This is a genomic window from Streptomyces sp. NPDC004609, assembly GCF_042873655.1.
GTDB lineage: Bacteria > Actinomycetota > Actinomycetes > Streptomycetales > Streptomycetaceae > Streptomyces.
In genome coordinates, this window is record NZ_JBIALS010000006.1 from 17,822 (window position 1) to 42,278 (window position 24,457).

The 24,457-nt window shown below is 72.9% G+C and carries 15 protein-coding genes; 6 read left to right on the top strand and 9 right to left on the bottom strand.

From position 1 onward, the window contains the following. Positions 1-5 precede the first annotated feature (5 nt). The 4 genes from ACFYT4_RS07685 to ACFYT4_RS07700 form a co-directional block, all read right to left on the bottom strand. Positions 6-1,757: a serine/threonine-protein kinase gene (locus ACFYT4_RS07685; protein WP_389266329.1), complete on the bottom strand. Its 1,752-nt coding sequence runs from the start codon at positions 1,755-1,757 to the stop codon at positions 6-8. Between the two features lie 396 nt (positions 1,758-2,153). Further along, on the bottom strand, positions 2,154-5,225 hold the full coding sequence (locus ACFYT4_RS07690; protein ID WP_389266331.1) for a protein kinase: 3,072 nt from the start codon (positions 5,223-5,225) through the stop codon (positions 2,154-2,156). Between the two features lie 190 nt (positions 5,226-5,415). Beyond that, positions 5,416-7,764 carry a protein kinase gene (locus tag ACFYT4_RS07695; RefSeq protein ID WP_389266770.1) on the bottom strand — a complete coding sequence of 783 codons (2,349 nt, stop codon included), beginning with the start codon at positions 7,762-7,764 and terminating at the stop codon, positions 5,416-5,418. A 1,361-nt stretch (positions 7,765-9,125) separates the two neighbouring features. Next, the gene (locus tag ACFYT4_RS07700; protein ID WP_389266333.1) at positions 9,126-10,832 is read right to left on the bottom strand and encodes a glycerol-3-phosphate dehydrogenase/oxidase; all 1,707 of its coding nucleotides are present in this window, start codon (positions 10,830-10,832) and stop codon (positions 9,126-9,128) included. Between the two features lie 395 nt (positions 10,833-11,227). Between ACFYT4_RS07700 and ACFYT4_RS07705 the strand changes: the two genes are divergently transcribed. Next, on the top strand, positions 11,228-12,469 hold the full coding sequence (locus ACFYT4_RS07705; RefSeq protein WP_389266335.1) for a nucleotide sugar dehydrogenase: 1,242 nt from the start codon (positions 11,228-11,230) through the stop codon (positions 12,467-12,469). Between the two features lie 97 nt (positions 12,470-12,566). On the opposite strand, the gene ACFYT4_RS07710 is transcribed toward ACFYT4_RS07705, so the two are convergent. The 4 genes from ACFYT4_RS07710 to ACFYT4_RS07725 all read right to left on the bottom strand — a co-directional run bounded on the left by ACFYT4_RS07710 (position 12,567) and on the right by ACFYT4_RS07725 (position 17,238). Beyond that, complete coding sequence (locus ACFYT4_RS07710; protein ID WP_389266337.1) at positions 12,567-13,691, bottom strand: GuaB3 family IMP dehydrogenase-related protein; 1,125 nt, start codon at positions 13,689-13,691, stop codon at positions 12,567-12,569. Between the two features lie 208 nt (positions 13,692-13,899). After that, entirely contained in the window at positions 13,900-15,402 is a 1,503-nt protein-coding gene (gene guaB / locus ACFYT4_RS07715; protein WP_389266339.1) for an IMP dehydrogenase, read from the bottom strand. 299 nt (positions 15,403-15,701) lie between these two features. Beyond that, positions 15,702-16,277, bottom strand: a complete 576-nt coding sequence (locus tag ACFYT4_RS07720; protein ID WP_389266341.1) for a sigma-70 family RNA polymerase sigma factor — start codon at positions 16,275-16,277, stop codon at positions 15,702-15,704. Between the two features lie 349 nt (positions 16,278-16,626). After that, on the bottom strand, positions 16,627-17,238 hold the full coding sequence (locus ACFYT4_RS07725) for a response regulator transcription factor (protein WP_003948568.1): 612 nt from the start codon (positions 17,236-17,238) through the stop codon (positions 16,627-16,629). A 496-nt stretch (positions 17,239-17,734) separates the two neighbouring features. Here ACFYT4_RS07725 and ACFYT4_RS07730 point away from each other — a divergent pair, with 496 nt between their 5' ends. Continuing rightward, complete coding sequence (locus tag ACFYT4_RS07730) at positions 17,735-18,061, top strand: WhiB family transcriptional regulator (protein WP_389266343.1); 327 nt, start codon at positions 17,735-17,737, stop codon at positions 18,059-18,061. A gap of 562 nt (positions 18,062-18,623) precedes the next feature. Here the strand turns inward: ACFYT4_RS07730 and ACFYT4_RS07735 are convergent. Further along, positions 18,624-19,520, bottom strand: a complete 897-nt coding sequence (locus tag ACFYT4_RS07735) for a LysR family transcriptional regulator (RefSeq protein ID WP_389266345.1) — start codon at positions 19,518-19,520, stop codon at positions 18,624-18,626. 79 nt (positions 19,521-19,599) lie between these two features. On the opposite strand from ACFYT4_RS07735, the gene ACFYT4_RS07740 reads away from it, so the two are divergent. The 4 genes from ACFYT4_RS07740 (at position 19,600) to ACFYT4_RS07755 (ending at position 24,308) form a co-directional block, all read left to right on the top strand. After that, positions 19,600-20,283: an MOSC domain-containing protein gene (locus tag ACFYT4_RS07740; protein ID WP_389266347.1), complete on the top strand. Its 684-nt coding sequence runs from the start codon at positions 19,600-19,602 to the stop codon at positions 20,281-20,283. A 93-nt stretch (positions 20,284-20,376) separates the two neighbouring features. Further along, positions 20,377-21,906, top strand: coding sequence for a multicopper oxidase family protein (locus ACFYT4_RS07745; protein WP_389266349.1), 1,530 nt, complete (start codon positions 20,377-20,379; stop codon positions 21,904-21,906). A 10-nt stretch (positions 21,907-21,916) separates the two neighbouring features. Then, complete coding sequence (locus tag ACFYT4_RS07750) at positions 21,917-22,690, top strand: SDR family NAD(P)-dependent oxidoreductase (RefSeq protein WP_389266351.1); 774 nt, start codon at positions 21,917-21,919, stop codon at positions 22,688-22,690. Between the two features lie 631 nt (positions 22,691-23,321). After that, positions 23,322-24,308 carry a hydroxyacid dehydrogenase gene (locus tag ACFYT4_RS07755; protein ID WP_389266772.1) on the top strand — a complete coding sequence of 329 codons (987 nt, stop codon included), beginning with the start codon at positions 23,322-23,324 and terminating at the stop codon, positions 24,306-24,308. The last annotated feature ends 149 nt before the right edge of the window (positions 24,309-24,457 follow it).

The window sequence follows — 24,457 nt, forward strand, 5'->3', positions numbered from 1 at the left end:
GACGGCTACAGACCCTCGATCTTCAGATGTCCGACGACCTGGTCGAACAGTTTGTCGCCCTCCTCGGCGGCCCAGCCCTCGGCCGGCCCGGCGACCCGGAGCCGCCAGTAGACCTCGCTCCCGCCCGAACCGGTCGCCACGATGCGCTCCTGCCAGCGGAAGCGGACCTCGTTCTTGTCGACCGACGAGTAGCTGTACGGCACGTAGTCGACGACCGTGTCGAACGCGTCCTTGCCCTGGTGCTTCGTCCCCGAGACCGTCACCTTCTGGCCCTGGATCTCCCGGCGGTCCTTGCCGCCGTCGCGGTAGTGCTGCCGCCATGCCTCCTTCGTGGGCGGGATCTCCTTGTCCACGTCCGCCCGCACGACCCGCTCCAGATAGATCTGGAAGACACCGCTGGGGTCCGTGTAGGTGACGCTGGTGTCTCTGTCGTCCTGGGCCCGCCGGTAGTCGGAGGGAACGGCGACGTTCGCGGAGACCACCTCGCGGTCGTTGCGGACCTCCCAGCCCCCGGGGAGCCCGTCGCCGCCGCCGAACGGGTCGGCGACGATCACTCCGGCGCCGATCGCGACCGCCAGCAGCCCGCCGAGAATCCCGTACTGCGCGGGCCTGTTCCGGTGGAGGACCGGCGGGACCCAGCGGCTACCCCCTCCGGCCCCGGTGCCGGTGAAGGCCCGCGTCGGGTCGGGCACCGGCTGCGGCGGACGGGCCACGGCCTCCAGTGTCTGCCGGATCTCCCCCGCGTCCGGCCGCATCCCGGGATCCTTGCGCAGCAGCCGCATCACCAGCGTGCCGAACGCGCCCGAGCCGCGCGCGGGCATCTGCGGTTCCGCGGAGACCACGGCCTGGAGGGTCGCCGGACTGTTGGAGCGCCGGTACGGGGACATGCCCTCGACCGCCGCGTACAGCACCACACCGAGCGACCACAGGTCGGACTCCGGGCCGGGGCGCTGCCCCAGTACTCTCTCCGGCGCGACGAATTCGGGCGAGCCGACGAAGGCGCCCGTCTCGGTGAGCCCCTGCTCGCCCTCGACCTGCGCGATACCGAAGTCGGTGAGGACGACCCGGTCCCCGCGCCCCAGCAGGACGTTGTCGGGTTTGACGTCCCGGTGCAGCACCCCGGCCTCGTGGGCCGCGGTGAGCGCGCCGAGTACCGCGAGCCCGATCCTGGCCGCCTCGCGGACATCGAGCGTGCCGTCCTGGAGCCGGGCGGCCAGCGACGGCCCCCGCACCAGCTCCATCACGATCCACGGCTTGGCGTCCTCGATCACCACATCGTGCATGGTGACGACACACGGGTGCTCGATCCGGGCGGCGGCGCGCGCCTCGCGCTGCATGCGCAGATAGACCTTGTCCCGCTCGGACTCGTTCAGATGGTCGGGAACACGCGGCTCCTTGACGGCGACCTCCCGGTCCACCACCTCGTCGTGCGCCCGCCAGACCGTGCCCATGCCGCCGTGCCCGAGGCGGCCCACCAGGCGGTAGCGCCCGCCGATCAGGCGGCCGGAATCGGGCCCCCGCCCGCCGGGAGCCGGCGCGTGCGCGGGCGGATGACCGGGCGCGGCATTCGGGGACGCGGACGTCTGCCCGGGCAGGTAGGGCGACGCCGACGGCTGCGGGGAGGCGGACGCCGCGGCGGGAGGAAAGCCGGGAGCGGGCGCCGGATACCGAGTGCCCCGGGTAGGTGTCTGAGGGGCGTTCGGGGGCCTGAGCTCGTAGCTTGTGGGCTCGTTGGCCCGTCCTCCGTCGTTCGTCATGCCCTCATCCTGGCCAGACAGGAGCGCCTGATGCCACCGGCGACCGGAAGCGGATGCAGAGCCGTGACACGGGAAACACCAGGAAGGGCCCGTCGGCCCGACCGGAAGACGCGGACGAGGTTCCGACCGTGCGGCGATATGAATCGGCCATCTCCGTACACCTGGACGCCGCGCACGGGCGGGCGGGGCCTTCGGGCCGCCGAACGTGCCGGGCGGGCGGGGACCGCCGTGGCGCGGGCGTGGCAGGGGGCCGTCGGTGCGCCTGCACCCGGCGCCGTACGGGGCCGTGCGGGGCGAGTGCGCGATCGGCCGGGTCCGGCGGACCGGGCCGGTACGGGGCCGGGAGCGCCCGGGGCCGACGGCGGGCCCGCGGCCGGGTGGACGTGCCCGGCCGGGTCAGCCCGCCGTCCGGTAGGTGCCGACGGCCTGCTCGTACGCCCGCGTGACCTCGTCGCGCCGGTCGCCGGGGCCGATCACCTGGATCACGTGGTACCGGCCGCCGATGGCCAGCGCGCGATTGCGGACGTACACCTCGCGGTCGCTGCTGTCCCGCCAGGTGAACTCGCCCTCGGCCATGACCTGCCGTCCGACCTCGATCCGGCGCAGCCCGGTCGACGTGGCCCAGGAGGAGTCGCGGAACGGCTGGAGTTCCCGCTCGCGGTCGCGCTGGTAGACCAGCGGGTCCTCCCCCGCCGACCGCACGCTGTCCCGGCCGGGTACGACGATCAGGGTGAAGTCGCCGTCGCTGTAGCGCACTTGACCGGTGTCGTTGATCGGGCGGCGCTGCCAGGACTCGTCGACGGCGATACGGAAGCCCTCGGGGTCGCTGCGCAGGGCGAAGCCGTCCGGGAGGTCTCCGGCGGCGGGGGCGGAGGTCTGGGGCGCCTGGGAGCCGGGGCTCCTGCTCGACTGCCCCGAGGCCGGGCCCGTACGCACCGGTTCCGGGACCTGGCCGCCGGAAGCCGTGGGACGCGGGCTGCCGCTGCCCCGCGGTGCGGTGCCGTCCTGCTCGCCGGCCTTCGGCATGAACAGCACGGCGTACGCGACGGCCGCGGCCATCAGCAGCAGGACCACCACCAGCAGCACGCGCCCGAGGGACCTCGGGCCGCGCTCCCGCCTGGCCTTCCTGTGGCGATGCCGGCCGTGGACGACCTCGGCCGAGCCGGAGCGCCGTCGGCGCACCAGCTCGCCCCGGCGGCGTACGACGGGGAGCCTGCTGCCGTCCACCGCGCCGGCCGGAAGCGGCACCACGTCCATCCCGGCCTCGGGCTCGGGCGCGGACCGCACCAGGGAGCGCAGCCAGCCGCGCAGCTCCTCGAAGTCCGGGCGCTCGGTGGGGTCCTGGCGCAGCAGCGATTCGACGACCGGGCGCAGAGGGCCGCACTCCTCGGCGAACGCGGGCGGCTCGGCGCAGACGAGCTGGACCAGCTCGGCGGCGCTCTCCTCCGGGTAGGGCGCGTGGCCCTGCACCGAGCGGTAGAGCAGCGCGCCGAGGGCCCAGAGATCGGTGGCGGGGCCGACGGGCGCCGCCAACTGCCAGTTCTCATGGACCGGTCCGGCCTGCTCGGGGGCCCAGCGCTCGGTCACCGCCCCGACGACGGCGATCCGGGCCTGGCGGGCCCGCTCGGCGGCGAGCGGAGTGGCGGGTCCCCGGTACACGGGGGCCTCGGCGGGGCCGACGGCCTCGTCCCACCGGGCGGCGGGGGGCTGCGCGACGGCCGGAACCGGCTGTCGCTGGGAGTCCGCCCGCAGGGCCTCGCGCCCTGCGCCTCCACGGTTCCAGCTCCCGGGCGCGGGCGCGGCGGACTCACGCGGTCCGGTCGTCCGGGGCGGTGCGGTGCTCCGGTCCCGGTACGGGTCACCGGAGCCGCCGGGCCCGGAGCCGCCGCCGCGGGCCGCGGGAAGAGCGGGACCGCGGCCACTGCCGGGGGACGCGCCACGGGTCCGGCCGTGGCCGGGCTGCCCGCCCGCGGGCGGGTACCCGGAGGACGCGGCGGTGCGAGGCGCCTCGGCGTGGGGAGCGTCGGTGCGAGGAGCGTTGGCCCGGGGCGCGTCGGCGTGGGGCGTGCGGGCGCCGGAGGGGTCGGCGGAGGGGTGGCCGGGCCCGCTCCCGGAGGGAGTGCCGCCGGGCGGGAGGGCCTGGCGGACGCCGTAGGGGTCGTTGTCCCGGTGGGGGTTCCGAGGCTGGGCGGCCGGGAGGAAGCCGCCTCCCGCCGGAAGCGGAGGAGGGCCGTCCTGCCCGGGCAGCGGGCCATCGTGCCAGGCCCCGGCGAGCCGGGTGCGCCCCGGGCCGCCGGCCCCGTACTCGTCCTCGAACCCGTCCGGGTCGTCGTCGTCCCGCCCGCTGCCCCCGCCCTCCCCGTACGGGCGGTCGTCCCCGCGGCCGACGGCGTACGGGGGTTGGCCGCCCTCGCCGGGCTTCCTCGCCCACCAGTCCGGGTCGTGGCCCGACTGCACCGGGCGGCCGTCCTGCCGCCCGCCCTGCCGCCGGTCCTCGCTGATGCGGGCAGCGGCCCGTGCGCCCGCGCGGTACGCCGCGATGGCGCCCGCCCTGGCGGCCCGTACATCCGGCGCACCGGCGCCCGTGACGGCGTTCGGGTCCGGATGCGCCGGGTGGTCGGGCCCGCCTCCCCGGCCCGGGTGATCCGGGCGGTCGGGGTGGCCGGGGTGGCCGGGGTGGTACGCCTGCTGTGCGCGGGGGCCCCCGGAGGGCGGGCCGTCCCCGTCCTCGCCTAGCGCGCCCGGGTCGTCGTACTCGCCCTCGCCGTACTCCTCGTGTTCGCCGTGGTCGCCGGAGTCCCCGTAGGCCGTGGCGTCGCCCTGCTCGTCGAAGTCGCCGTGCTCCCCGAACTCACCGTGGTGCTCCTGCGGCTCGGGCACGGGGGCGTACCCGCACAGGGCCTCCTCCGCCGCGCCGGACGCGAGGCCGGTGAGCACGACCCGCCCGTCGTCACAGACGAGGACGGTCCGGGCGGTGATGTTCCGGTGGGTCCAGCCGTAGGTGTGCAGGGCACGCAGGGCGGTCAGCACATCGGAGGCGACCTCGGCCGCCCGGTAGGGGCTGAGCGGCTTCTCCGCGAGGAGCGCGGCGAGCGGCCGTCCGGCGACCCGCTCGCTCACTATCCACAGCGAGCCCTCCTCCGCGAACACGTCGAAGACCTGGTCCAGGCGCGGATGGTCGGGCACCTGCGCGGCGGCCTGGGCCGCCTCGACGGCCCGCAGCACGGCGGGGTCCGTGGGCCTCAGCGGCGCGCCGGCCTGGCCCCGGCGGGGCGTCCCGTACCCGGCCGGACCGTCGGCTTCGACGACCTCGGCCTCGACGATCTCCGGCAACGGCACCTGCCGGACGAGGACTTCCTGTCCACTGTAGGTGTCAAACGCACGCGTCTCGGCGAATTCGTACGCCTCGGACGGGGGCAGCGGCAGACGATAGCGGTCGGCCAGCACCCTTCCCGTGTAGTCGTCCATGTCCCGCCTCCCCTCGTGCGGCGTGCAGGTGTCGTCGGCCGTGGCGGCCGTGCCCGGGCCGACCGCCTCCGCGGCGGGCCACCGCGCGCACCCCGAGCGTCAGCACGCGCCGTTGCGTGGCAACTCCGGTCACTCGGCGGCCTTTTACGGCTGCGTACCGTCCGCGACCTCTCACGATACGTGTCCCTGGTCACTCCTTGGGCTTGAATGTGCCGAACGCCGTCTTGCGCAGCGTTTTGCACTCCTCCTCGTCCCACTCACTCGCTTTGCAACTGATCATGATCGAGTAGCCGCGCTTGTCGTCCACCTTGAAGCCACGGTTGAGGACACGCATCCGCTCGCCGCCGTGCTTGCGCTCGAACTGCCAGTCGGCGACGGTCGGATAGCCGTTGTACTCGACCTTCTTGATGCTCAACTGCTTGAAACCGTCGCTGGAGGCGCGCGTCACGGCGACCGCGGCGGCCCAGGCGGCCGCCGCGTCGTCCAGAGGACTGTCGTTGAAGTCGACCTGGACCCGGGGGAACGCGCCCTCCCCGGCATTGAATATCCCGCCCGAATTCACTCCCGCTACAGCGGTCATGGTGAAGCCCTTGGGCATCGCCATAGTGAATCGGAACCGGTCGTTCGACACCAACGTGTACCCGTCGGGCAGGCCGCCCTTCGGCTGATTGTCGCCCTTCGGGGATCCGGGTGCCTGGCCGCTGCCGACCGGGGCGGGGCTCTGCTTGCCCGTGCCCCGGGGCTCTTCCCGGCCCGCGCCCCCGGGCTTGTTGCCGCCCCCCGGAGCGGTGGTACCGGCCGAGGTGCCCGGGTCGGGCGTGGTGCCGCCCTGGCCCTTGGTGTCGCCCGGGTCGCGGCCGAGCGTCAGGTACAGCACCGTGCCCAGGACCGCCAGCGCCACCACGACGGCGACGATCACCAGGGTCCGGCGCGGCACCACGTCCGTGAGCGGTGCGCGCACGGGCGCGGCCCGCTGGACCGGCGGACGCGGTGGCTTCCGCGGCGCGGCTGCGGTGGGGTGGGCGGTGTCGGCCGCCGGGGCCGCCGCCGCGTTCCGCACGGACCGCAGGGCGCCCCGCACCCTGTCGGAGGCCGGGCCCTCCGGCTCGGGCGGGGGCGGCGTGATCACCGGCAGTGCCATCGCCCGGGTGGTGTCGGCGGGCGGCTCCGGTGCCTCGGGCGCGCTCACCACCTTGGTGAGCAGGGCCCGCGCGCCGACGTCGTCGAGCCGCTGGGCGGGATCCTTGGCGAGCAGGCCGTAGATGACCTCCTCCAGCGGGCCCGCGTTCTTCGGCGGGTCGAGCGGCTCGGTCATCACCGCGGTCAGCGTCGCGATCGCGGAGCCCTTGTCGTACGGAGGCGAGCCCTCGACGCTCGCGTACAGCAGCCCGCCCAGCGACCACAGGTCGGCGGCCGGGCCCGGCCGGTGGCCCCGGGCGCGCTCGGGCGAGATGTACGAGGGCGCGCCGACGAGCATGCCGGTGGAGGTGATCGACGGATCGCCCTCGACCTGCGCGATACCGAAGTCGGTGAGCACGACCCGGCCGTCCTCCGAGATCAGCACGTTGGACGGCTTCACATCCCGGTGGAGGATGCCCTCACGGTGGGCGGACCGCAGCACATCGAGGATGGCGAGGCCGACTTCGGCGGCGCGCCGCGGTGTCAGGGTGCCGTCCTCCCGGATGACCTCGGCGAGGGATTTGCCCTCGACCAGCTCCATCACGATCCACGGCCGGTCGTCCTCGTCGACGACGTCGTAGACCGTCACGGCGCTGTTGTTGCGGATCCGGGCGATCGCCTTGGCCTCGCGCAGCGTCCGTGTGATGAGCCGCCGCTTCTCCTCCTCGTCGATGCTGTTCGGGAAGCGCAGTTCCTTGACGGCGACGGTCCGGCTCAGGGTCTCGTCCTCGGCCCGCCAGACGGTCCCCATCCCACCGCGCCCGAGCACCCCGCCGAGCCGGTACCGCCCGGCGAGCAACCGCCCGTCGGCCTCCCGCCCCGACCGCCACGCGCGCTCATCGCCGCGCCCTCCGGTCTTGGCCGGCCGCGCCGTCGGCGCACCGGCCGCCGCTGCCCCGGCCTTGCCCGCGGGAGCACCGGCCCCACCGGTCCGGGCGTCGGCCTTGGCGCCCCGCCCGGACGCACCGGATGCGGACGCACCGCCCTCGGACGCACCGGGCACGGCGTCGGCCTTGGGCGCCTCGGCTGAAGTACCGGGCAGGTCCTCGGCCTCGTCCAGGGACTCGGCGGACGCCCCGCCGGTAGCACCGGACTTGTCCACGGACACGGCCGCCCCACCCGACCCGGCGTCGGCCTTGGCGCCCCGCCCGGACACACCGGATGCGGATGCACCGGGCACGGCGTCGGCCTTGGGCGCCTCATCCGTCGTACGGGGCGTGGCCCCGGCCTTGTCCGGAGAGGATCCGGCCGTGCTCCCCGGCTTGTCCGTGGGCGCGGCGGCCGACGCACTCGTCCGGGGATCGGTCCGGGTGGCCTGTCCGGCGGCGGGTGCACCAGCCGTGCGTTCGGCCCCGGCCATCTCTCCGCCGCCGGGCGCGCCCCGCCCGGCGCCGGCCTTCTCCGCCCGTATCGCGGCAGGCGTATCCGTCCCGGCGGCGGCCGGACCACGGCCCTCGCCCTCGGGCCGGCCGACCCCGGTACCGGACGGGTCCGAATCGGCGGGTGTACCGGGCACGCGTCCCGTCCCGGCCTCCGGCGGGGCCCCGGGCCCTTGCGGAGTGGAATCCGCCCGGTCCGCCGCAGGCACGGCGGCCGACCCGTCCGACGCCGCCCCCGGGTCGTCGGCGCTGTCTCCCTCGGCGGCATCCGTCACGGCCGTCCCGGCGGCGGAACCGCGCCGAGGCCGGGCATCGGTCCGCTCGGCGGCCTCAGTACTCCCGGCGCCCCGCCCGGATCGAGTGCCGTCGACCGCACCGGTCTTGGCAGCCGCCGGGGAAACTGCCCCGGAGCCATCCGTCCCACCGGACGGATCGGCGGCCGCGCCGGACCCGGCTGGTGTCTCCGGGCCGCCGCCCGGCTCATCCGTGGCCCGGCGCCCGCTCGCCGAACCGCCGCGCGACGCCCTCGGGGCATCCGCAGCCTTCCCCCCGGTCCCGTCCGCAGCGTCGGCTCCGGCACCACCCGGCTCACCGCCGGTCCGCTTCGCGGCGCGCCCGGGGCGAACGCCGGCCGCCGCGGAGGACTTGGGCTCACCGCCGTCCGGGCCGGTGCCCCGCCCGGGGCCCGAGGCGGCGGAGTCGCCGGAAGCGCCGGAAGCGCCGGAAGTATCGGAAGTATCGGAAGTATCGGACCGGCCCGTACGGGACACCGCGGGCGAAGACCTCTTGGGAGGGGCGGGCTTGGGGCGGGACGCGGAACCGGAGGACTTCGCACCGGCGCGGGAGGACGGTTTGGTCCCGCCGCCCGCCGCCGACTTCGTCCGGGCGCCGGACCGGCGCCCGGCGGAGCCCGCGCGGGCGGACTCCTTGCCGGATGCCTGGCGCGGCACCTCGGGGCGAACCTCCGTACCGGAGCGGGCGCTTGTGTCGTCTCCGGCGGGCGCGGGCCTGCGCGGGTCCTCGGGCGCAGAGCCCGGGCGCTCCTCGGAGTTGTCCTGCTGGGGCTTCCGCGACTGCTCTGCCTCCGACATGCGTCCCCTCTGCGATCCCTGGTCTTCGCCCGCGCCTGCCGCTCCCGCGCGATGCGGTAACACGCCCTGGCAGAGCTTTCATTGTCCCTCACTCCGGGACCGGCACCGCTTCCGGGTCCGGCCCCTACCAGGGGTGGTCCGGAAGACGGTGACCCCCCACCATGCCACTACTCGGGGTGAAGTTCACCGCCTGGCTGGTCGGGAACCCGCCGGATCACCGCACGGGCCATCGGCCCTCGGGGACCGCGGGATCACAACGGCACAATGTCCCGCGCCCCCAGCCTCGCCGCGTCCGCCGTCAGGTCGTCCGGCTGCCGCTGCGACTCTCGCTCGGCCTCCACCCGCTTCTCGTAGTGCTCGACCTCCTTCTCGATCTGCTCCTTCTCCCAGCCCAGCACGGGCGCCATCAACTCCGCGCACTCACGGGCGCAGCGCGTGCCCCGGTCGAAGGTCTCGATGGAGATCCGGGTGCGCCGGGTCAGGACGTCGTCGAGGTGGCGCGCGCCCTCGTGGGACGCGGCGTAGACGACCTCGGCCCGCAGATAGTCGTCCGCGCCGGTGAGGGGCTCGCCGAGGGAGGCGTCCTCGGCGATGAGGGAGAGGATCTCCTCGGTCAACGAGCCGTACCGGTTGAGGAGATGCTCGACGCGGACCACATGGAGGCCCGTGCGGGCGGCGATGCGGGCGCGCGCGTTCCACAGCGCCGGATAGCCCTCCGCTCCGACCAGCGGGACGTTCTCCGTGACACAGGCGGCGACGCGCTGGTCGAGGCCGTGGACCGCCGCGTCCACCGCGTCCTTCGCCATCACGCGGTACGTCGTGTACTTGCCGCCCGCGACGACGACGAGCCCGGGGACGGGATGGGCGACGGTGTGCTCGCGGGAGAGCTTGCTGGTGGCGTCGGACTCACCGGCGAGCAGGGGCCGCAGCCCCGCGTACACCCCCTGGACGTCGTCCCGGGTCAGGGGGACGGCCAGCACCGAATTCACATGCTCCAGGAGGTAGTCGATATCGGCGCTGGAGGCCGCCGGATGGGCCTTGTCGAGGTCCCAGCCGGTGTCGGTGGTGCCCACGATCCAGTGCCGCCCCCAGGGGATGACGAACAGCACCGACTTCTCGGTCCGCAGGATCAGGCCGGTCGTGGAGTGGATGCGGTCCTTGGGGACCACGAGGTGGATGCCCTTGGACGCGCGGACGTGGAACTGTCCGCGCTCTCCGATGAGCGCCTGGGTGTCGTCCGTCCACACGCCCGTCGCGTTGACGATCTGGCGGGCGCGGATCTCGTACTCCCCGCCGGCCTCGACGTCCTGGACGCGGGCGCCGACGACCCGCTCGCCCTCGCGCAGAAAGCCGATGACGCGGGCGCGGCTGGCGACGTGCGCCCCATAGCTCGCGGCGGTCCGCACCAAGGTGGCGACGAAGCGGGCGTCGTCCATCTGGGCGTCGTAGTACTGAAGGGCGCCGACCAGGGCGTCCTTCTTCAGGCAGGGGGCCACCCGCAGTGCGTGCCGACGGGAGAGATGGCGGTGGACGGGCAGTCCGCGGCCGTGCCCGGACGACACCGACATGGCGTCGTACAGCGCGACGCCCGATCCCGCGTACAGCCGCTCCCAGCCCTTGTGCTGGAGGGGGTAGAGGAACGGCACGGGCTTCACCAGGTGCGGTGCCAGCCGCTCCAGCAGAAGCCCTCGCTCCTTCAGCGCCTCGCGGACGAGCGCGAAGTCCAGCATCTCCAGATAGCGCAGTCCGCCGTGGATGAGCTTGCTGGAGCGGCTCGATGTGCCCGACGCCCAGTCACGCGCCTCGACCAGCCCGGTGGACAGGCCTCTTGTCGCCGCGTCCAGCACGGTGCCCGCGCCGACCACTCCGGCGCCTACCACCAACACGTCCAGCTCCCGCTCGGCCATTCCGGCGAGTGCCTGGGCGCGCTCCTCGGGTCCCAGTGTCGCTGTCCTCACTGCGCTGCCTCCCGTCGCCCCCGTGTGCCCCGGATGGGGCTCTGTCCCTGCCGCGGCCGGGCCCGCACCGCCCGCGCTCGTGACCGACCCGGGGCGATGTGCCCTGTCACGGGCCCGTGTCCCGGGTCGCCGCCGGTGTGCGGCCCCCTCCGCTCATGTGCCCCGCCACGGACGCTCACACCCCGCGGCCGGGCTCACAACATCGATTCTGTCCGCAGTCACCGACTTCAGCCACCGCCTGTGGATACCGCCTGTGGACAACACCCTGACTGTCACAAGCCCGCAATGCCGCATATCGGTCATATTTACGCCTAGTCTGACATTGCGCCCGCCCGTTCTGCCCACAGGGCTTGCGCCAACGCTCCCCTCCGGTTACGGGAAGGACGGCCAACGCCATGCCCGCAGATCTCGCCGTCATCGGACTCGGTCACGACGGCCTGCCCCTCGCCCAGGCCGCGGTCGCCGCCGGCATCCAGACCATCGGCTACGACACCGACCCGCGGCAGCTCACCGAACCGGCGGCGGGCCGCACCCCGGCCGACATCCGCCGCATGGTCTCCGGCGGATTCAGGACCGTCACCAACCCGGCCGAACTCGGCCGCGTCCGCACCGCCGCCATCTGCGTGCCCACCCCGGTGGGCGCGGACGGCAACCTCGATCTCACGGAACTCGCCGAAGCCGCCCGCGCGCTGGCCGCGCGAATGCGCCCGCACACCACCGTGCTGCTCGAATCGGCCGTCCAGCCCGGCACCACCGAAACCTTCCTGCGCCCCCTCCTCGAAGAGGGCTCCGGGCTGCGCGCGGGCCGCGACTTCCATCTCGCGTACTCCCCCGGCCGGGTGGACCCCGGCAGCCGTACGCACGACTACGCCAACACCCCCAAGGTCATCGGCGGCCTCACCCCCGCCTGCACCGAGTCCGCCGCCGCCTTCTACGGCCGGCTCACCGACAAGGTGGTCCGTGCCCGCGGACCGCGCGAGGCCGAGACCGTCAAGGTCCTGGAGACGAACTTCCGGCATGTCAACATCGCTCTGGTCAACGAGATGGCGGTCCTCTGCCACGGCCTCGGCGTCGACCTGTGGGACGTCATCCGCTGCGCCGAGACCAAGCCGTACGGCTTCCAGGCGTTCCGCCCGGGACCCGGCGTCGGCGGACACGGCGTCCCCCTGGACCCGAGTCCCCTCCCCCACCACGGCCGCGCCCCCGGCCATCCGCTGCGGATGGTGGGCCTCGCCGAGGAGATCAACAGCCGGATGCCCCAGTACGTCATCCAGCGCTGCGCCACCCTCCTCAACGAGCACGGGAAGTCGGCGCGCGGCGCACGCGTCCTGCTCCTCGGCATCACCTACAAGCCCGATATCGCCGACCTCCAGGGCTCCCCCGCCACCGAGATCGCCCGCCGGCTGATGGACCTGGGCGCGGCCGTCAGCTACCACGACCCCTACATCCCCGACTGGCGTGTCCACGAGCAGCCCGTACCGCGCGCCGACTCCCTGTACGAAGCGGCCTCCGGAGCGGATCTGACGGTGCTGCTCCAGCACCACCGCACCTACGACCTCCAGGGCCTGGCCGTGAAGGCGCAGCTCCTCCTCGACACCAGGGGCGCCACCCCCGCCGGTGCGGCGCACCGCCTGTGACCGGCAGCGCGAAGGGCCCGGCACCTCGCGGGTGCCGGGCCCTTCGCCGGAAACAGCGGACGGAACGCCCGGCGGAACGCCGGACGGCCGCCGGGGGTCAGCGCTTGTGCTGGGAGTCCGCGACCGTGACCTCGACGCGCTGGAACTCCTTGAGCTCGCTGTAGCCCGTCGTCGCCATGGCCCGCCGCAGCGCGCCGAAGAAGTTCATCGAGCCGTCCGGAATGTGCGAGGGACCCGTCAGGACCTCCTCCGTGGTGCCGACGATGCCCAAGTCGACCAGCTTGCCGCGGGGGACGTCCTCGTGGACGGCCTCCATGCCCCAGTGACGGCCACGGCCGGGCGCGTCCGACGCGCGCGCCAGCGGCGAGCCGATCATCACCGAGTCGGCGCCGCAGGCGATCGCCTTCGGCAGGTCGCCCGACCAGCCCACACCGCCGTCGGCGATGACGTGGACATAGCGGCCACCGGACTCGTCCATGTAGTCACGGCGGGCCGCGGCCACATCGGCCACCGCCGTCGCCATGGGCACCTGGATGCCGAGCACGTTACGGGTGGTGTGCGCCGCGCCGCCGCCGAAACCGACGAGAACGCCCGCCGCGCCCGTACGCATCAGATGCAGGGCCGCCGTGTAGGTGGCGCAGCCGCCGACGATGACGGGGACGTCCAGCTCGTAGATGAACTGCTTCAGGTTCAGCGGCTCGGCGGCGCCCGAGACGTGCTCCGCGGAGACGGTGGTGCCGCGGATGACGAAGATGTCGACACCCGCGTCCACGACGGCCTTGGAGAACTGCGCGGTCCGCTGCGGCGAGAGCGCGGCGGCCGTCACCACTCCGGAGTCGCGGACCTCCTTGATGCGCTGCCCGATCAGCTCCTCCTTGATCGGGGCGTCGTAGATCTCCTGGAGCCGGCGGGTCGCGGTCTCGGCGGGCAGCTCGGCGATCTCGTCGAGCAGCGGCTGCGGGTCCTCGTAGCGGGTCCACAGACCTTCGAGGTTCAGGACGCCGAGCCCGCCCATCTCACCGATGCGGATCGCGGTCCCCGGGGAGACCACGGAGTCCATGGGAGCGGCCAGGAAGGGCAGGTCGAAGCGGTAGGCGTCGATCTGCCAGGCGATCGAGACCTCCTTCGGGTCCCGCGTGCGCCTGCTCGGTACGACGGCGATGTCATCGAACGCGTACGCCCGGCGGCCGCGCTTGCCGCGCCCGATCTCGATCTCAGTCACCTGTGTGGGCCTTTCCCTCTGTGTCAGCGCCTACCAGTATCCCCGACGCGCACACGAGGGGCGGTACCGGAATCCCCGGTACCGCCCCTCCACGCGCGCGTGCGCGACGCTCCGCCACGCCGGCTGCCAGGGGGCGCTGTTTCCGCCTGCCGCCGGTCCTGGCTGCCGCTGTCTTCTACCGCTTCCCGATATGTACTGCCGCCTGCCGCTACTTCCTGCTGTAGTTCGGCGCCTCGACCGTCATCTGGATGTCGTGCGGGTGGCTCTCCTTGAGACCCGCGGAGGTGATCCGGACGAACCGTCCGTTCGCCTGGAGGTCGGGGACCGTACGCCCGCCGACGTAGAACATGGACTGGCGCAGTCCGCCCACCAGCTGGTGGACGACGGCGGAGAGCGGCCCGCGATACGGAACCTGGCCCTCGATGCCCTCCGGCACCAGCTTCTCGTCGGAGGCGACGCCCTCCTGGAAGTAGCGGTCCTTCGAGAAGGAGCGCTGCTCGCCACGGGTCTGCATCGCGCCGAGGGAGCCCATGCCGCGGTACGACTTGAACTGCTTTCCGTTGATGAACAGCAGCTCGCCGGGCGACTCCTCGCAGCCCGCGAGCAGGGAGCCCAGCATCACCGTGTCCGCGCCCGCCACCAGGGCCTTCGCGATGTCTCCGGAGTACTGGAGGCCGCCGTCGCCGATGACCGGGACACCGGCCTCCTTGGCGGCCAGCGACGCCTCGTAGATCGCGGTGACCTGGGGTACGCCGATCCCGGCGACCACCCGGGTCGTACAGATGGAGCCGGGGCCGACGCCGACCTTGATGCCGTCCACACCGGCGTCGATCAGCGACTTCGCGCCGTCGCGGGTGGCGATGTTGCCGCCGACGACGTCCACGCCGGCCGAGTTCGACTTGATCTTGGCGACCATGTCGCCGACCAGCCGGGAGTGGCCGTGCGCGGTGTCGACGACGATGAAGTCGACGCCCGCCTCGATCAGTGCCTGGGCACGCTCGAAGGCGTCACCGGCCACACCGACGGCCGCGCCGACGAGTAGCCGGCCGTTGGCGTCCTTGGCCGCGTTCGGGTACTGCTCGGCCTTGACGAAGTCCTTGACCGTGATCAGGCCCTTGAGCACACCGGCGTCGTCGACCAGGGGAAGCTTCTCGATCTTGTGGCGGCGCAGCAGCTCCATGGCGTCCACACCGGAGATCCCGACCTTGCCCGTGACCAGCGGCATCGGGGTCATGACCTCACGCACCTGGCGGCTGCGGTCCGACTCGAAGGCCATGTCGCGGTTGGTGACGATGCCGAGCAGCTTGCCGCCCCGGTCGGTCACCGGGACACCGCTGATACGGAACTTCGCACACAGCCGGTCGGCGTCGGCGAGCGTCGCGTCCGGGTGCACGGTGATCGGGTCGGTCACCATGCCGGACTCGGAGCGCTTGACCAGATCCACCTGATTGGCCTGGTCGGCGATGGAGAGATTGCGGTGCAGCACACCCGCGCCACCCTGCCGCGCCATCGCGATGGCCATCCGGGCCTCGGTGACCTTGTCCATCGCGGCGGACAGCAGCGGGATGTTCACCCGCACATTCTTCGAGATGTGCGAGGAGGTGTCGATCTGGTCGGGAGCCATGTCGGACGCGCCTGGCAGCAGCAGCACATCGTCGTAGGTCAGCCCGAGTGTCGCGAATTTTTCGGGCACTCCGTCGACGTTGGTCATGACACCTTCCCCAAATGGCCTTGATCGGTGCGGATGTCCATGCTAACGGCCCCGGACCCCGTCTCATTCCACGATCAAGATCGCTCAGCAGCTTTACGCAGGTCCCCGTACGTCATACGGATGGGAAAGGGCGTACGACTCATCGCACCGCCGACCGATTCGCCGTCGGGCCGATGTCTTCTCCCTGCGGTCGGGCCGACGGTGTCCCCGGGGCGCGCCCCGGCCTCCCGGGCGGCTTGCGGGTGATCCGTACCGCCGTCACCGGGCGGCTTTCCCCGCCGTCCGCCCGTGCCGGGCGCTCACTGCTCGGCGAGCGCGCGCAGGCGGCTGAGCGCGCGGTGCTGGGCGACCCGCACCGCGCCGGGGGACATGCCGAGCATCTGTCCGGTCTCCTCGGCGGTCAGGCCGACCGCGACCCGCAGCACCAGCAGTTCCCGCTGGTTCTCGGGGAGATTGGCGAGGAGTTTTTTGGCCCACTCCGCGTCGCTGCTGAGCAGCGCGCGCTCCTCCGGGCCGAGGGAGTCGTCAGGGCGCTCCGGCATCTCGTCGGACGGTACGGCCGTCGAGCCCGGGTGACGCATGGCCGCGCGCTGGAGATCGGCGACCTTGTGCGAGGCGATGGCGAAGACGAAGGCCTCGAAGGGCCTGCCGGTGTCCCGGTAGCGCGGGAGCGCCATCAGCACCGCGACACAGACCTCCTGGGCGAGGTCCTCGACGAAGTGGCGCGCGTCACCGGGCAGGCGGTTGAGCCGGGTACGGCAGTAGCGCAGGGCGAGGGGGTGCACATGCGCGAGAAGATCATGCGTGGCCTGCTCGTCTCCGTCGACGGCACGGTGAACGAGCGCACCGATCACCGTGGTGTTGTCGTCACGCATCGGTCCATGGTGCCTTGGCGGCCGTTCTTCCGTGGCACCGCGTCCCATGTTGTGCACCGAAGCGTTATGAGCAGGTGCGCCGGAACTCATGGCCTGCGCCCTCCCCTTCCGCTCGACCGACTCCCCGAGGAACTCCACATCTCAAGGATGCGGCATCGCGTGGGAAACGGGCGCCCGAAGCCGCCCTTACCCCCGCCCACCGTACGGCGGGCGGGGTTCGTACGGCCCCGGGGGGAGCCCATGCCCTGTCCCGGAGCCGGTCCCGCGGATGCCGCCGGGCGGGCCCGCGTGCCCCTGGCACCGCACGCCGGCCCGGCCTGATCGACGGGACGGGCCCTCGGTCACCGCACTAGCGGACCAGACCCCAGCGGAATCCGAGCGCGACGGCGTGTGCCCGGTCCGAGGCGCCCAGCTTCTTGAACAGCCTGCGGGCGTGGGTCTTGACCGTGTCCTCGGAGAGGAAGAGCTCCCGGCCGATCTCCGCGTTGGAGCGGCCGTGGCTCATTCCTTCGAGCACCTGGATCTCCCGCGCGGTGAGCGTGGGCGCGGCGCCCATCTCGGCGGAGCGCAGCCGGCGCGGGGCGAGCCGCCAGGTCGGGTCGGCGAGGGCCTGGGTGACCGTGGCGCGCAGTTCGGCGCGCGAGGCGTCCTTGTGCAGATAGCCCCGGGCGCCCGCGGCGACCGCGAGTGCGACGCCGTCGAGGTCCTCGGCGACGGTCAACATGATGATCCGGGCTCCCGGATCGGCGGACAGCAGCCGCCGGACGGTCTCGACGCCGCCCAGGCCGGGCATGCGTACGTCCATCAGAATCAGGTCCGAGCGGTCCGCGCCCCAGCGGCGGAGGACTTCCTCGCCGTTGGCCGCGGTCGTCACGCGCTCGACGCCGGGCACGGTCGCGACCGCGCGGCGGAGCGCCTCTCGGGCAAGCGGGGAGTCGTCGCAGACGAGGACGGATGTCATGGCCGCCCTCCGCAGCTGATGCGCGTCACCTTGTGCCTCCAGGCTGGGTACGTTTTGTCACCTGTGCGGTTGAACGCACTCGGACATGTGCCCGAGCACTCGTTCCTTCAACCGCCTCCGACCTACCAACGACGGTCACTCGAAAGAGTTACGGGTTCCCCGATTCCTTTCAACACTCCACGCGAGGGGCCGTGTGCGGAGCGGAGTCGACGGCGTGTCGCGGTGAATTTCCCGGAGGGGGAGAGCGGGTGCCCGGCGGAGGCGGATCGGAGCACCGCAGGTCAGCGGAGTTTCACTCGGACGCTATGCCCCATTTAGACGCATTTCTTCACTTTGAGTAGTGTCTGGGGCTAGATTCGCAATGAATCATATTTACATCTACTTCGATAGTAGATGTACGGTCGTGGGGCATGGTGCGGGTGCCGGGTGCGGCTCGTATCCGGCGCGCGCACGACCTGACCGAATCCACTCAGCACGGTTTCAAGGGGCAAGCGCTATGGCAGATTTCTCCCGCCTTCCCGGACCCAACGCCGACTTGTGGGACTGGCAGCTCCTCGCGGCCTGCCGTGGGGTGGACAGTTCACTCTTCTTCCATCCCGAGGGCGAGCGGGGTGCCGCGAGGAGTGCGCGCGAGAACTCGGCGAAAGAGGTTTGCATGAGGTGCCCGGTACGCGCGGAATGCGCGGCGCACGCGCTGGCGGTGCGGGAGCCGTACGGCGTGTGGGGCGGACTGACGGAGGACGAACGCGAGGAACTCATGGGGCGCGCGCGGCACCGGCTGATTCCGGCGACCAGCGCGTCGGGGGCGGGCGGACGGGGATGATGCGCCCCGAGTCCGAAGAAACGTTTCTGTAGGGCAGAGGTCCACGGGGCCCTGCCGGGGGCGATGTCTCCACGCGGTCCGGGCGCCGCCCGGGCGCGTGGGCCCTTGCCGGGGCTCCGCACCTCCTCCTGCATCTCCTGCTTCCCTGCTTCCCCGTAGCCCGTACGGGTACGGGGGTGTCGGCGTGCCCGTACGGGCTACGGGCACCCGGCGGGGGCGGGGCGGGTTCGGCACACCCATGCCCGTGGTGGACCTGTGCCCCGCGGCGGACCGTGTGCCCTCGGCGAACCAGGAACGCGGGCCCTTCCGGGCTCCGCCCTCGCCCCCCGCGCCTCCGAGGCGGGCGCGCCGAAGCCGCCCGCGCCCCGACGGAAGCGCCTTGGTCACATGCCCGGCAGAGGCGGGACTCCGCAGGACCCCCGGACCCGGCGCAGACACCAGACCCCCACCCCGACCCCGTACATCGACCACCCGCGCGACGGAAACAGCCCACGCTCCGGCCGGGAGCGCTGCGACCGCGCGCCCGGGGGTGCGGCGGCGGCACCGGGCGGTGGGGGCCGGGTCAGGGGGAGGCGGCGAGGGCGAGGTGGGTGAGGGTGGCGTCGACGGCCGGGACCTGGGCCAGGTCGGGGAGAGTGAGGGCGACGATTTCACGGGTCACCCGAGGCTCGACCTCGACCGTGCGGGTGGCCTTGGGGCGTACCGACTCCAGGGCCAGTTCGGGGAGCACCGCGACGCCGAGGCCCGCCGCCACCAGTCCGATCACCGCCGGGTAGTCGTCGGTGGCGAAGTCGATACGGGGGGTGAACCCGGCCGCTTCGCAGACCTCCACGAGTTGGCGGCGGCAACGCGGGCAGCCCGCGATCCAGGGCTCGTCGGCGAGGTCGCCGATGGTGACCGAGCCGGACTCGGCGAGGGGGTGGTGCTCGGGGACGAGCCCGACGAGACGGTCGGTGAGCAGGGGGCGGACGATCAGGTCGTCCCATTCCGCGTCGCGTTCGGCACCGGCGTAGCGGAAGGCGAGCGCCACATCGCAGTCGCCGTCGCGCAGCATCTCCACCGAGCGCGGCGGCTCCGATTCGACGAGGGAGACCCGGGTGCCGGGGTGGGCGGCGCGCAGTGCGGCCAGAGCGGTGGGGACCAGGGTGGAACTGCCGCTGGGGAAGGAGACGAGACGGACCCGGCCGGCACGCAGTCCGGCGATGGCCGCGATCTCCTCCTCGGCCGCGGTGAGCCCGGCGAGGATGCCGGAGGCGTGGCGCACGAGGGCCTCTCCGGCCTGGGTCAGCCGCATCTCACGGCCCGTGCGGACGAGCAGCGGGGTGCCCGCCGACACCTCCAGGGCCTTCATCTGCTGGCTGACCGCGGGCTGCGTGCACCCGAGGGCGCGGGCCGCGGCGGAGAACGAGCCAGTGGTGGCCACCGCGCGCAGGACTCGGAGATGACGGGCCTCGATCATCCTTCGACTATAAGAGATGCTTGGGGGAGGCGGTAATTACTGACTGGATGGTTTGAGCCACCGACGTTAGCGTGGGGCCATGAAGCTTCTGACCGTGAATGTGGGCCGACCCAAGGCCGTGGGGTACACGGATACGCCCGATGGGCTCACCGGCATCGACAAGCGGCCGACGGACGGACCCGTTCGGGTGATGGAACCCGGTCCGAAGGGCGAGGGCGGCAGCGGTGTCGCCGGGGACACGGTCTGCGATCGGCGCCATCACGGCGGCACCCATCAGGCGGTGTACGCGTTCGCACGGGAGGATCTGGACTTCTGGGAGCGGGAGCTGGGCCGCCCGATCCCCAACGGCACCTTCGGTGAGAACCTCACCACGACCGGGCTCGACGTCAGCGGCGCGCTGATCGGCGAGCGCTGGCGCATCGGCGAGCAGGTGGTGCTGGAGGTGGCGAGCGGCCGTGTTCCGTGCCGCACGTTCGCGGGCTGGCTGGGCGAGAAGGGCTGGGTCAAGCGCTTCACGCGGCAGGCCGAGCCCGGCGCCTATCTGCGGGTCGTCGAACCGGGGGAGATCCGCCCGGGTGACCCGATCGAGATCGTGCACCGTCCGGACCACGAGGTGACGGTCTCCCTGGCGTTCCGCGCCGAAACCACCGAGCGGACCCTGCTGCCGTCCGTGCTCGCTGCGGCCGACGCGCTCGATCCCGGACTCGTTCGCAAGGCGCGTGAATACCAGGAGAAGTACGGGGACCGTCAACTCCCGCGGTAAGGGAACTCCCCCAGGGGACGTTCGCGCCGTTTCGGGGGCGGTTGGGGGCCGGCCCCGATGCCGCCACCGGGCCCCGCTCGGGACGCTCGTCGCATGCCACGGATACCTCGAATATCTCGAACCAAGCGTGTCCTCCTCATCGTCACCTCGGCCCTGGCCGTGTCGGCCGCCGCGCTCGGCGGCGGCCTGCTCTGGGTCTACGCGACGGCGGACGTCTCCACAGCCGGGGCCGAGTTCAGCCGTGAGCTGGCCGTGCCGCCGCTCGCCGCATCGACGGTGCGTGCCGATGGGACCCGGGTCTTCGACCTGACCATGAGGGCGGGTCAGAAGGAGTTCCGGCCCGGTGAGAAGACGCCGACCTGGGGCTTCAACGGCGACCATCTGGGACCCACACTGCGGGCCGGGCGCGGTGAGAAGGTCGCGGTGCGGATCAGGAACACGCTGGGCGAGGAGTCCACCGTCCACTGGCATGGCATGCACCTGCCTGCGAAGGCGGACGGCGGCCCGCACCAGATGGTCGCGCACGGTGCCACCTGGACCCCCCGGTGGACCGTGGACCAGCCCGCCGCCTCGCTCTGGTACCACCCGCATCCGCACGGCCGAACCGAGAAGCACGTCCAGCGCGGCCTGGCCGGGATGTTCCTCCTCGACGACGACCGCTCGCGGAGGCTGGCCCTGCCGAAGACCTACGGCGTCGACGATCTGCCGGTCATCGTCCAGGACGTGACGTTCGACGGCGCCCGGTTCGACGTCGAACACGGTTTGCTGCGCGACACCGGCTTCCTCGGCGAACGCACCATGGTCAACGGCACCCTCGACCCGTACAAGGTCGTGGGCGACGAACTCGTACGGCTGCGCCTGCTCAACGCCTCCACCGCCCGGATCTACGACTTCGGGTTCTCCGACGACCGCGGCTTCGCCCTGATCGGGACCGACGGCGGACTGCTGGAGCGGCCCGCCCGGATGGACCGGGTCCTGCTGTCTCCCGGCGAGCGCGCGGAGATCGTCGTGCGGATGAAGCCGGGTGAGCGGACCGTGCTGCGCAGCTTCCCGCACGACGTCTACGGCGGCGGCTGGCAGCGGCGGCTCGCGGGCGGCGACGACAGCTTCGACGTCCTGGAACTGCGCGCGGCCGACACCCTGCGCCCCTCCCCCGAGGTGCCGGCCGAGCTGGGCGGGCTGGAGGTCCCGGACGGCGCGGACTCGGTGCGCGAGCGCCACTTCGGGCTGCTGACCAGCGGGATCAACGGCAAGAAGGTGCGGATGGACCGGATCGACCTGACCGTCGTCCGGGGCACGACGGAGATCTGGACCGTGCGGAACGAACACGACACCCCGCACAACTTCCATGTGCACGATGTGCAGTTCCGGGTGCTGGAGGTGGACGGCGAGGAGCCGCCGCCGAGGCTGCGCGGCGCCAAGGACACGGTCTTCGTCCCGCCGAACAAAGCGGTGAAACTCGCGGTGCGCTTCGACGGGTCGGCGGACCCGAAGACCCCTTACATGTACCACTGCCATCTGCTGTACCACGAAGACCAGGGGATGATGGGGCAGTTCGTGGTCGTGGAGAAGGGGCAGCGGGCGGCGAAGGTCCGTACGCCGGACCCCCACGCGGGGCACTAACGTGCCGCCTATGACGACTGCACTGATTACGGGAGCGACCGCGGGGATCGGTGCCGCGTTCGCGCGGCGGCTCGCTGCCGATGGACGCAATCTGGTCCTGGTGGCCCGCGACACCAAGCGGCTGCAGGAGCAGGCGACCGAACTGCACGACCGCCACGGGATCGAGGCCGAGGTGCTGACGGCGGACCTCTCGCGGGACGCCGGGATCGCGGCGGTCGAGCGGCGGCTCGACGATCGCCGCCACCCCGTGGATCTGCTGGTCAACAACGCGGGCTTCGGCAACAAGGGGCGCTTTCTCGAAGTGTCCATGGCCGATGAGCTGACGATGCTGAAGGTCCACTGCGAGGCCGTGCTGCGGCTCACCGCCGCCGCGGCCGGGCCGATGCGCGAGCGCGGCCGGGGCGGGGTGGTCAATGTGGCGTCCGTGGCGGCTTTTGTGCCCCGGGGGACCTATGGCGCGTCCAAGTCGTGGGTCGTGCAGTTCACCCAGGGCGTCGCGCGGGACATGGCGGGGTCGGGGGTACGGCTGATGGCCCTGTGCCCGGGCTTCGTCCGCACCGAGTTCCACCAGCGGGCCGGGATGGGGACGGACAACATCCCCGGATGGATGTGGCTGGACGCGGACAAGCTGGTGGAGGCCGCGCTCGCGGATCTGGCGCGCGGAAAGACGGTCTCCATTCCCGACCCCCGGTACAAGGCGCTGATGGGAGCGGTGAAGCTCGCGCCGCGCGGACTGCTGGGCGGGATCACGTCCAAGACGGGCAGGAAGTACGGCCCGCGGTAAGCGCACGGCCGCTCGCGCCCCGGCCGCCCCGGCCGTCTCCCCGATCGGTACCCCCGGCTCCCCGGCCGGCGCTCCCGGCGCAGGCCCTGTCGCCCTGGCCGTCCCCACGGTGGCGGCTCCGGTCACAACCAGGGCGATAACCAGGAACTCGGTGAGAGCGAGGACGAGAACGAGGACGGAGGCCGGGATGGGGATGGCGCCGGGAACCGGGCCGAGGACGACCGCGAGAACAAGAACCGACGTCAGGGCGAGGGCGGGGCTCAGGCTCGGGGCCGGGCCAAAGCAGCGGGGCAGGCAGCGGCCGGGGCCGGGTGCGGGCGGAGCGAGCGGGCCCGGCCGCCCGGTGCGACACGGCTTCATGGATACCTCCGACAAGACGTCAATGGTCACGGACTGTGCACCATCCCTGTACGAGGAGTGCTGAATCCACCATGCACCACGCCACTGACAGTGACGCCCGCGGAGGCAGGACGGCGACGGGGACGGAGGCCGGGTCATGAAGGAGTACGGGGACACGGGCGGGGATGGAGAGAAGAGCCCGGACGGAGGGACGGGCTCGGACGGAGGCCGTAGCCGGGACCCTGCGGGGCTCCCCGCCAGGTCCGGTCGTCGCCCCGAGGTCCTGCTCGCCATGGAGCCCGGCCTCGCCGAGCGGCTGTTCACCGACCGCCATCTCGCCCGGCTCACCGCGCTCGCCCGCACCGATCCCCGGCTGATCGCCCATCAACTGACCGGCCCCGACCCCCGGACGAGGACCGCGCTCGCCACGGCCGAAGTACTGCTGACCTGCTGGGGAGCGCCCGAGCTGAACGCCGCCGCGCTCGAAGCCGCTCCCCGGCTGCGCGCGGTCGTCCACGCGGCCGGTTCCGTGAAGCACCACATCACCGCCGCCTGCTGGGAGCGCGGGCTCGCGGTGTGCTCCGCCGCGTCGGCGAACGCACTGCCCGTCGCCGAGTACACGCTCGCCGCGATCCTCCTCTCGGGCAAGCGGGTCCTGCGCTCGGCACGGCTCTACGAGGGCCTGCGCTCCTCCCACGACTGGCGGCGGGAGCTCGCGGACGCGGGCAACTACCGCCGTACCGTGGGGATCGTCGGCGCGTCCCGGATCGGACGTCGGGTGATCGAGCTGCTGCGCCCGTTCGATGTGCGGGTCCTGCTGTACGACCCGTACGCGACCGACGCGGACGTGTCCGCGCTGGGGGTCGTACGCACCGACCTGGACGGGCTCTGCCGGCGCAGCGACATCGTCTCCGTCCATGCCCCGGAACTGGCGACAACTCGCCGGATGATCGACGCCCGGCGGCTGGCGCTCATGCCCGACGGCGCCACGCTGATCAACACCTCACGCGGTTCGCTGGTCGACGGGGACGCGTTGCTGGCGGAGCTGGTCTCGGGCCGCCTGTACGCCGTACTCGATGTGACGGAGCCGGAGGTTCCGGACGGTGACTCACCCCTGTACACCCTGCCGAACGTCCTGCTGACCCCGCATGTCGCGGGATCGCTCGGCAATGAGCTGCACCGGATGGCGGATCTGGCCCTCGATGAGCTGGAGCGCTACGGGAAGGGGCTGCCGTTCGCCGAGCCGGTGTCGGCGGAGACGCTGGAGCGCTCCGCGTAGACCGCGGGCGCGGGGCCGGAGCGCCACCGGGCCGCCCGGACCTCCCGGACCTCCCGGACCGCCGGGCCACGGGTCGGCGAACCACCCGCCCGGCCCCGGCCGGAGCCACCGGAAACGGACCGGCCGGAAACGGACCGAGCCCGGTGCCC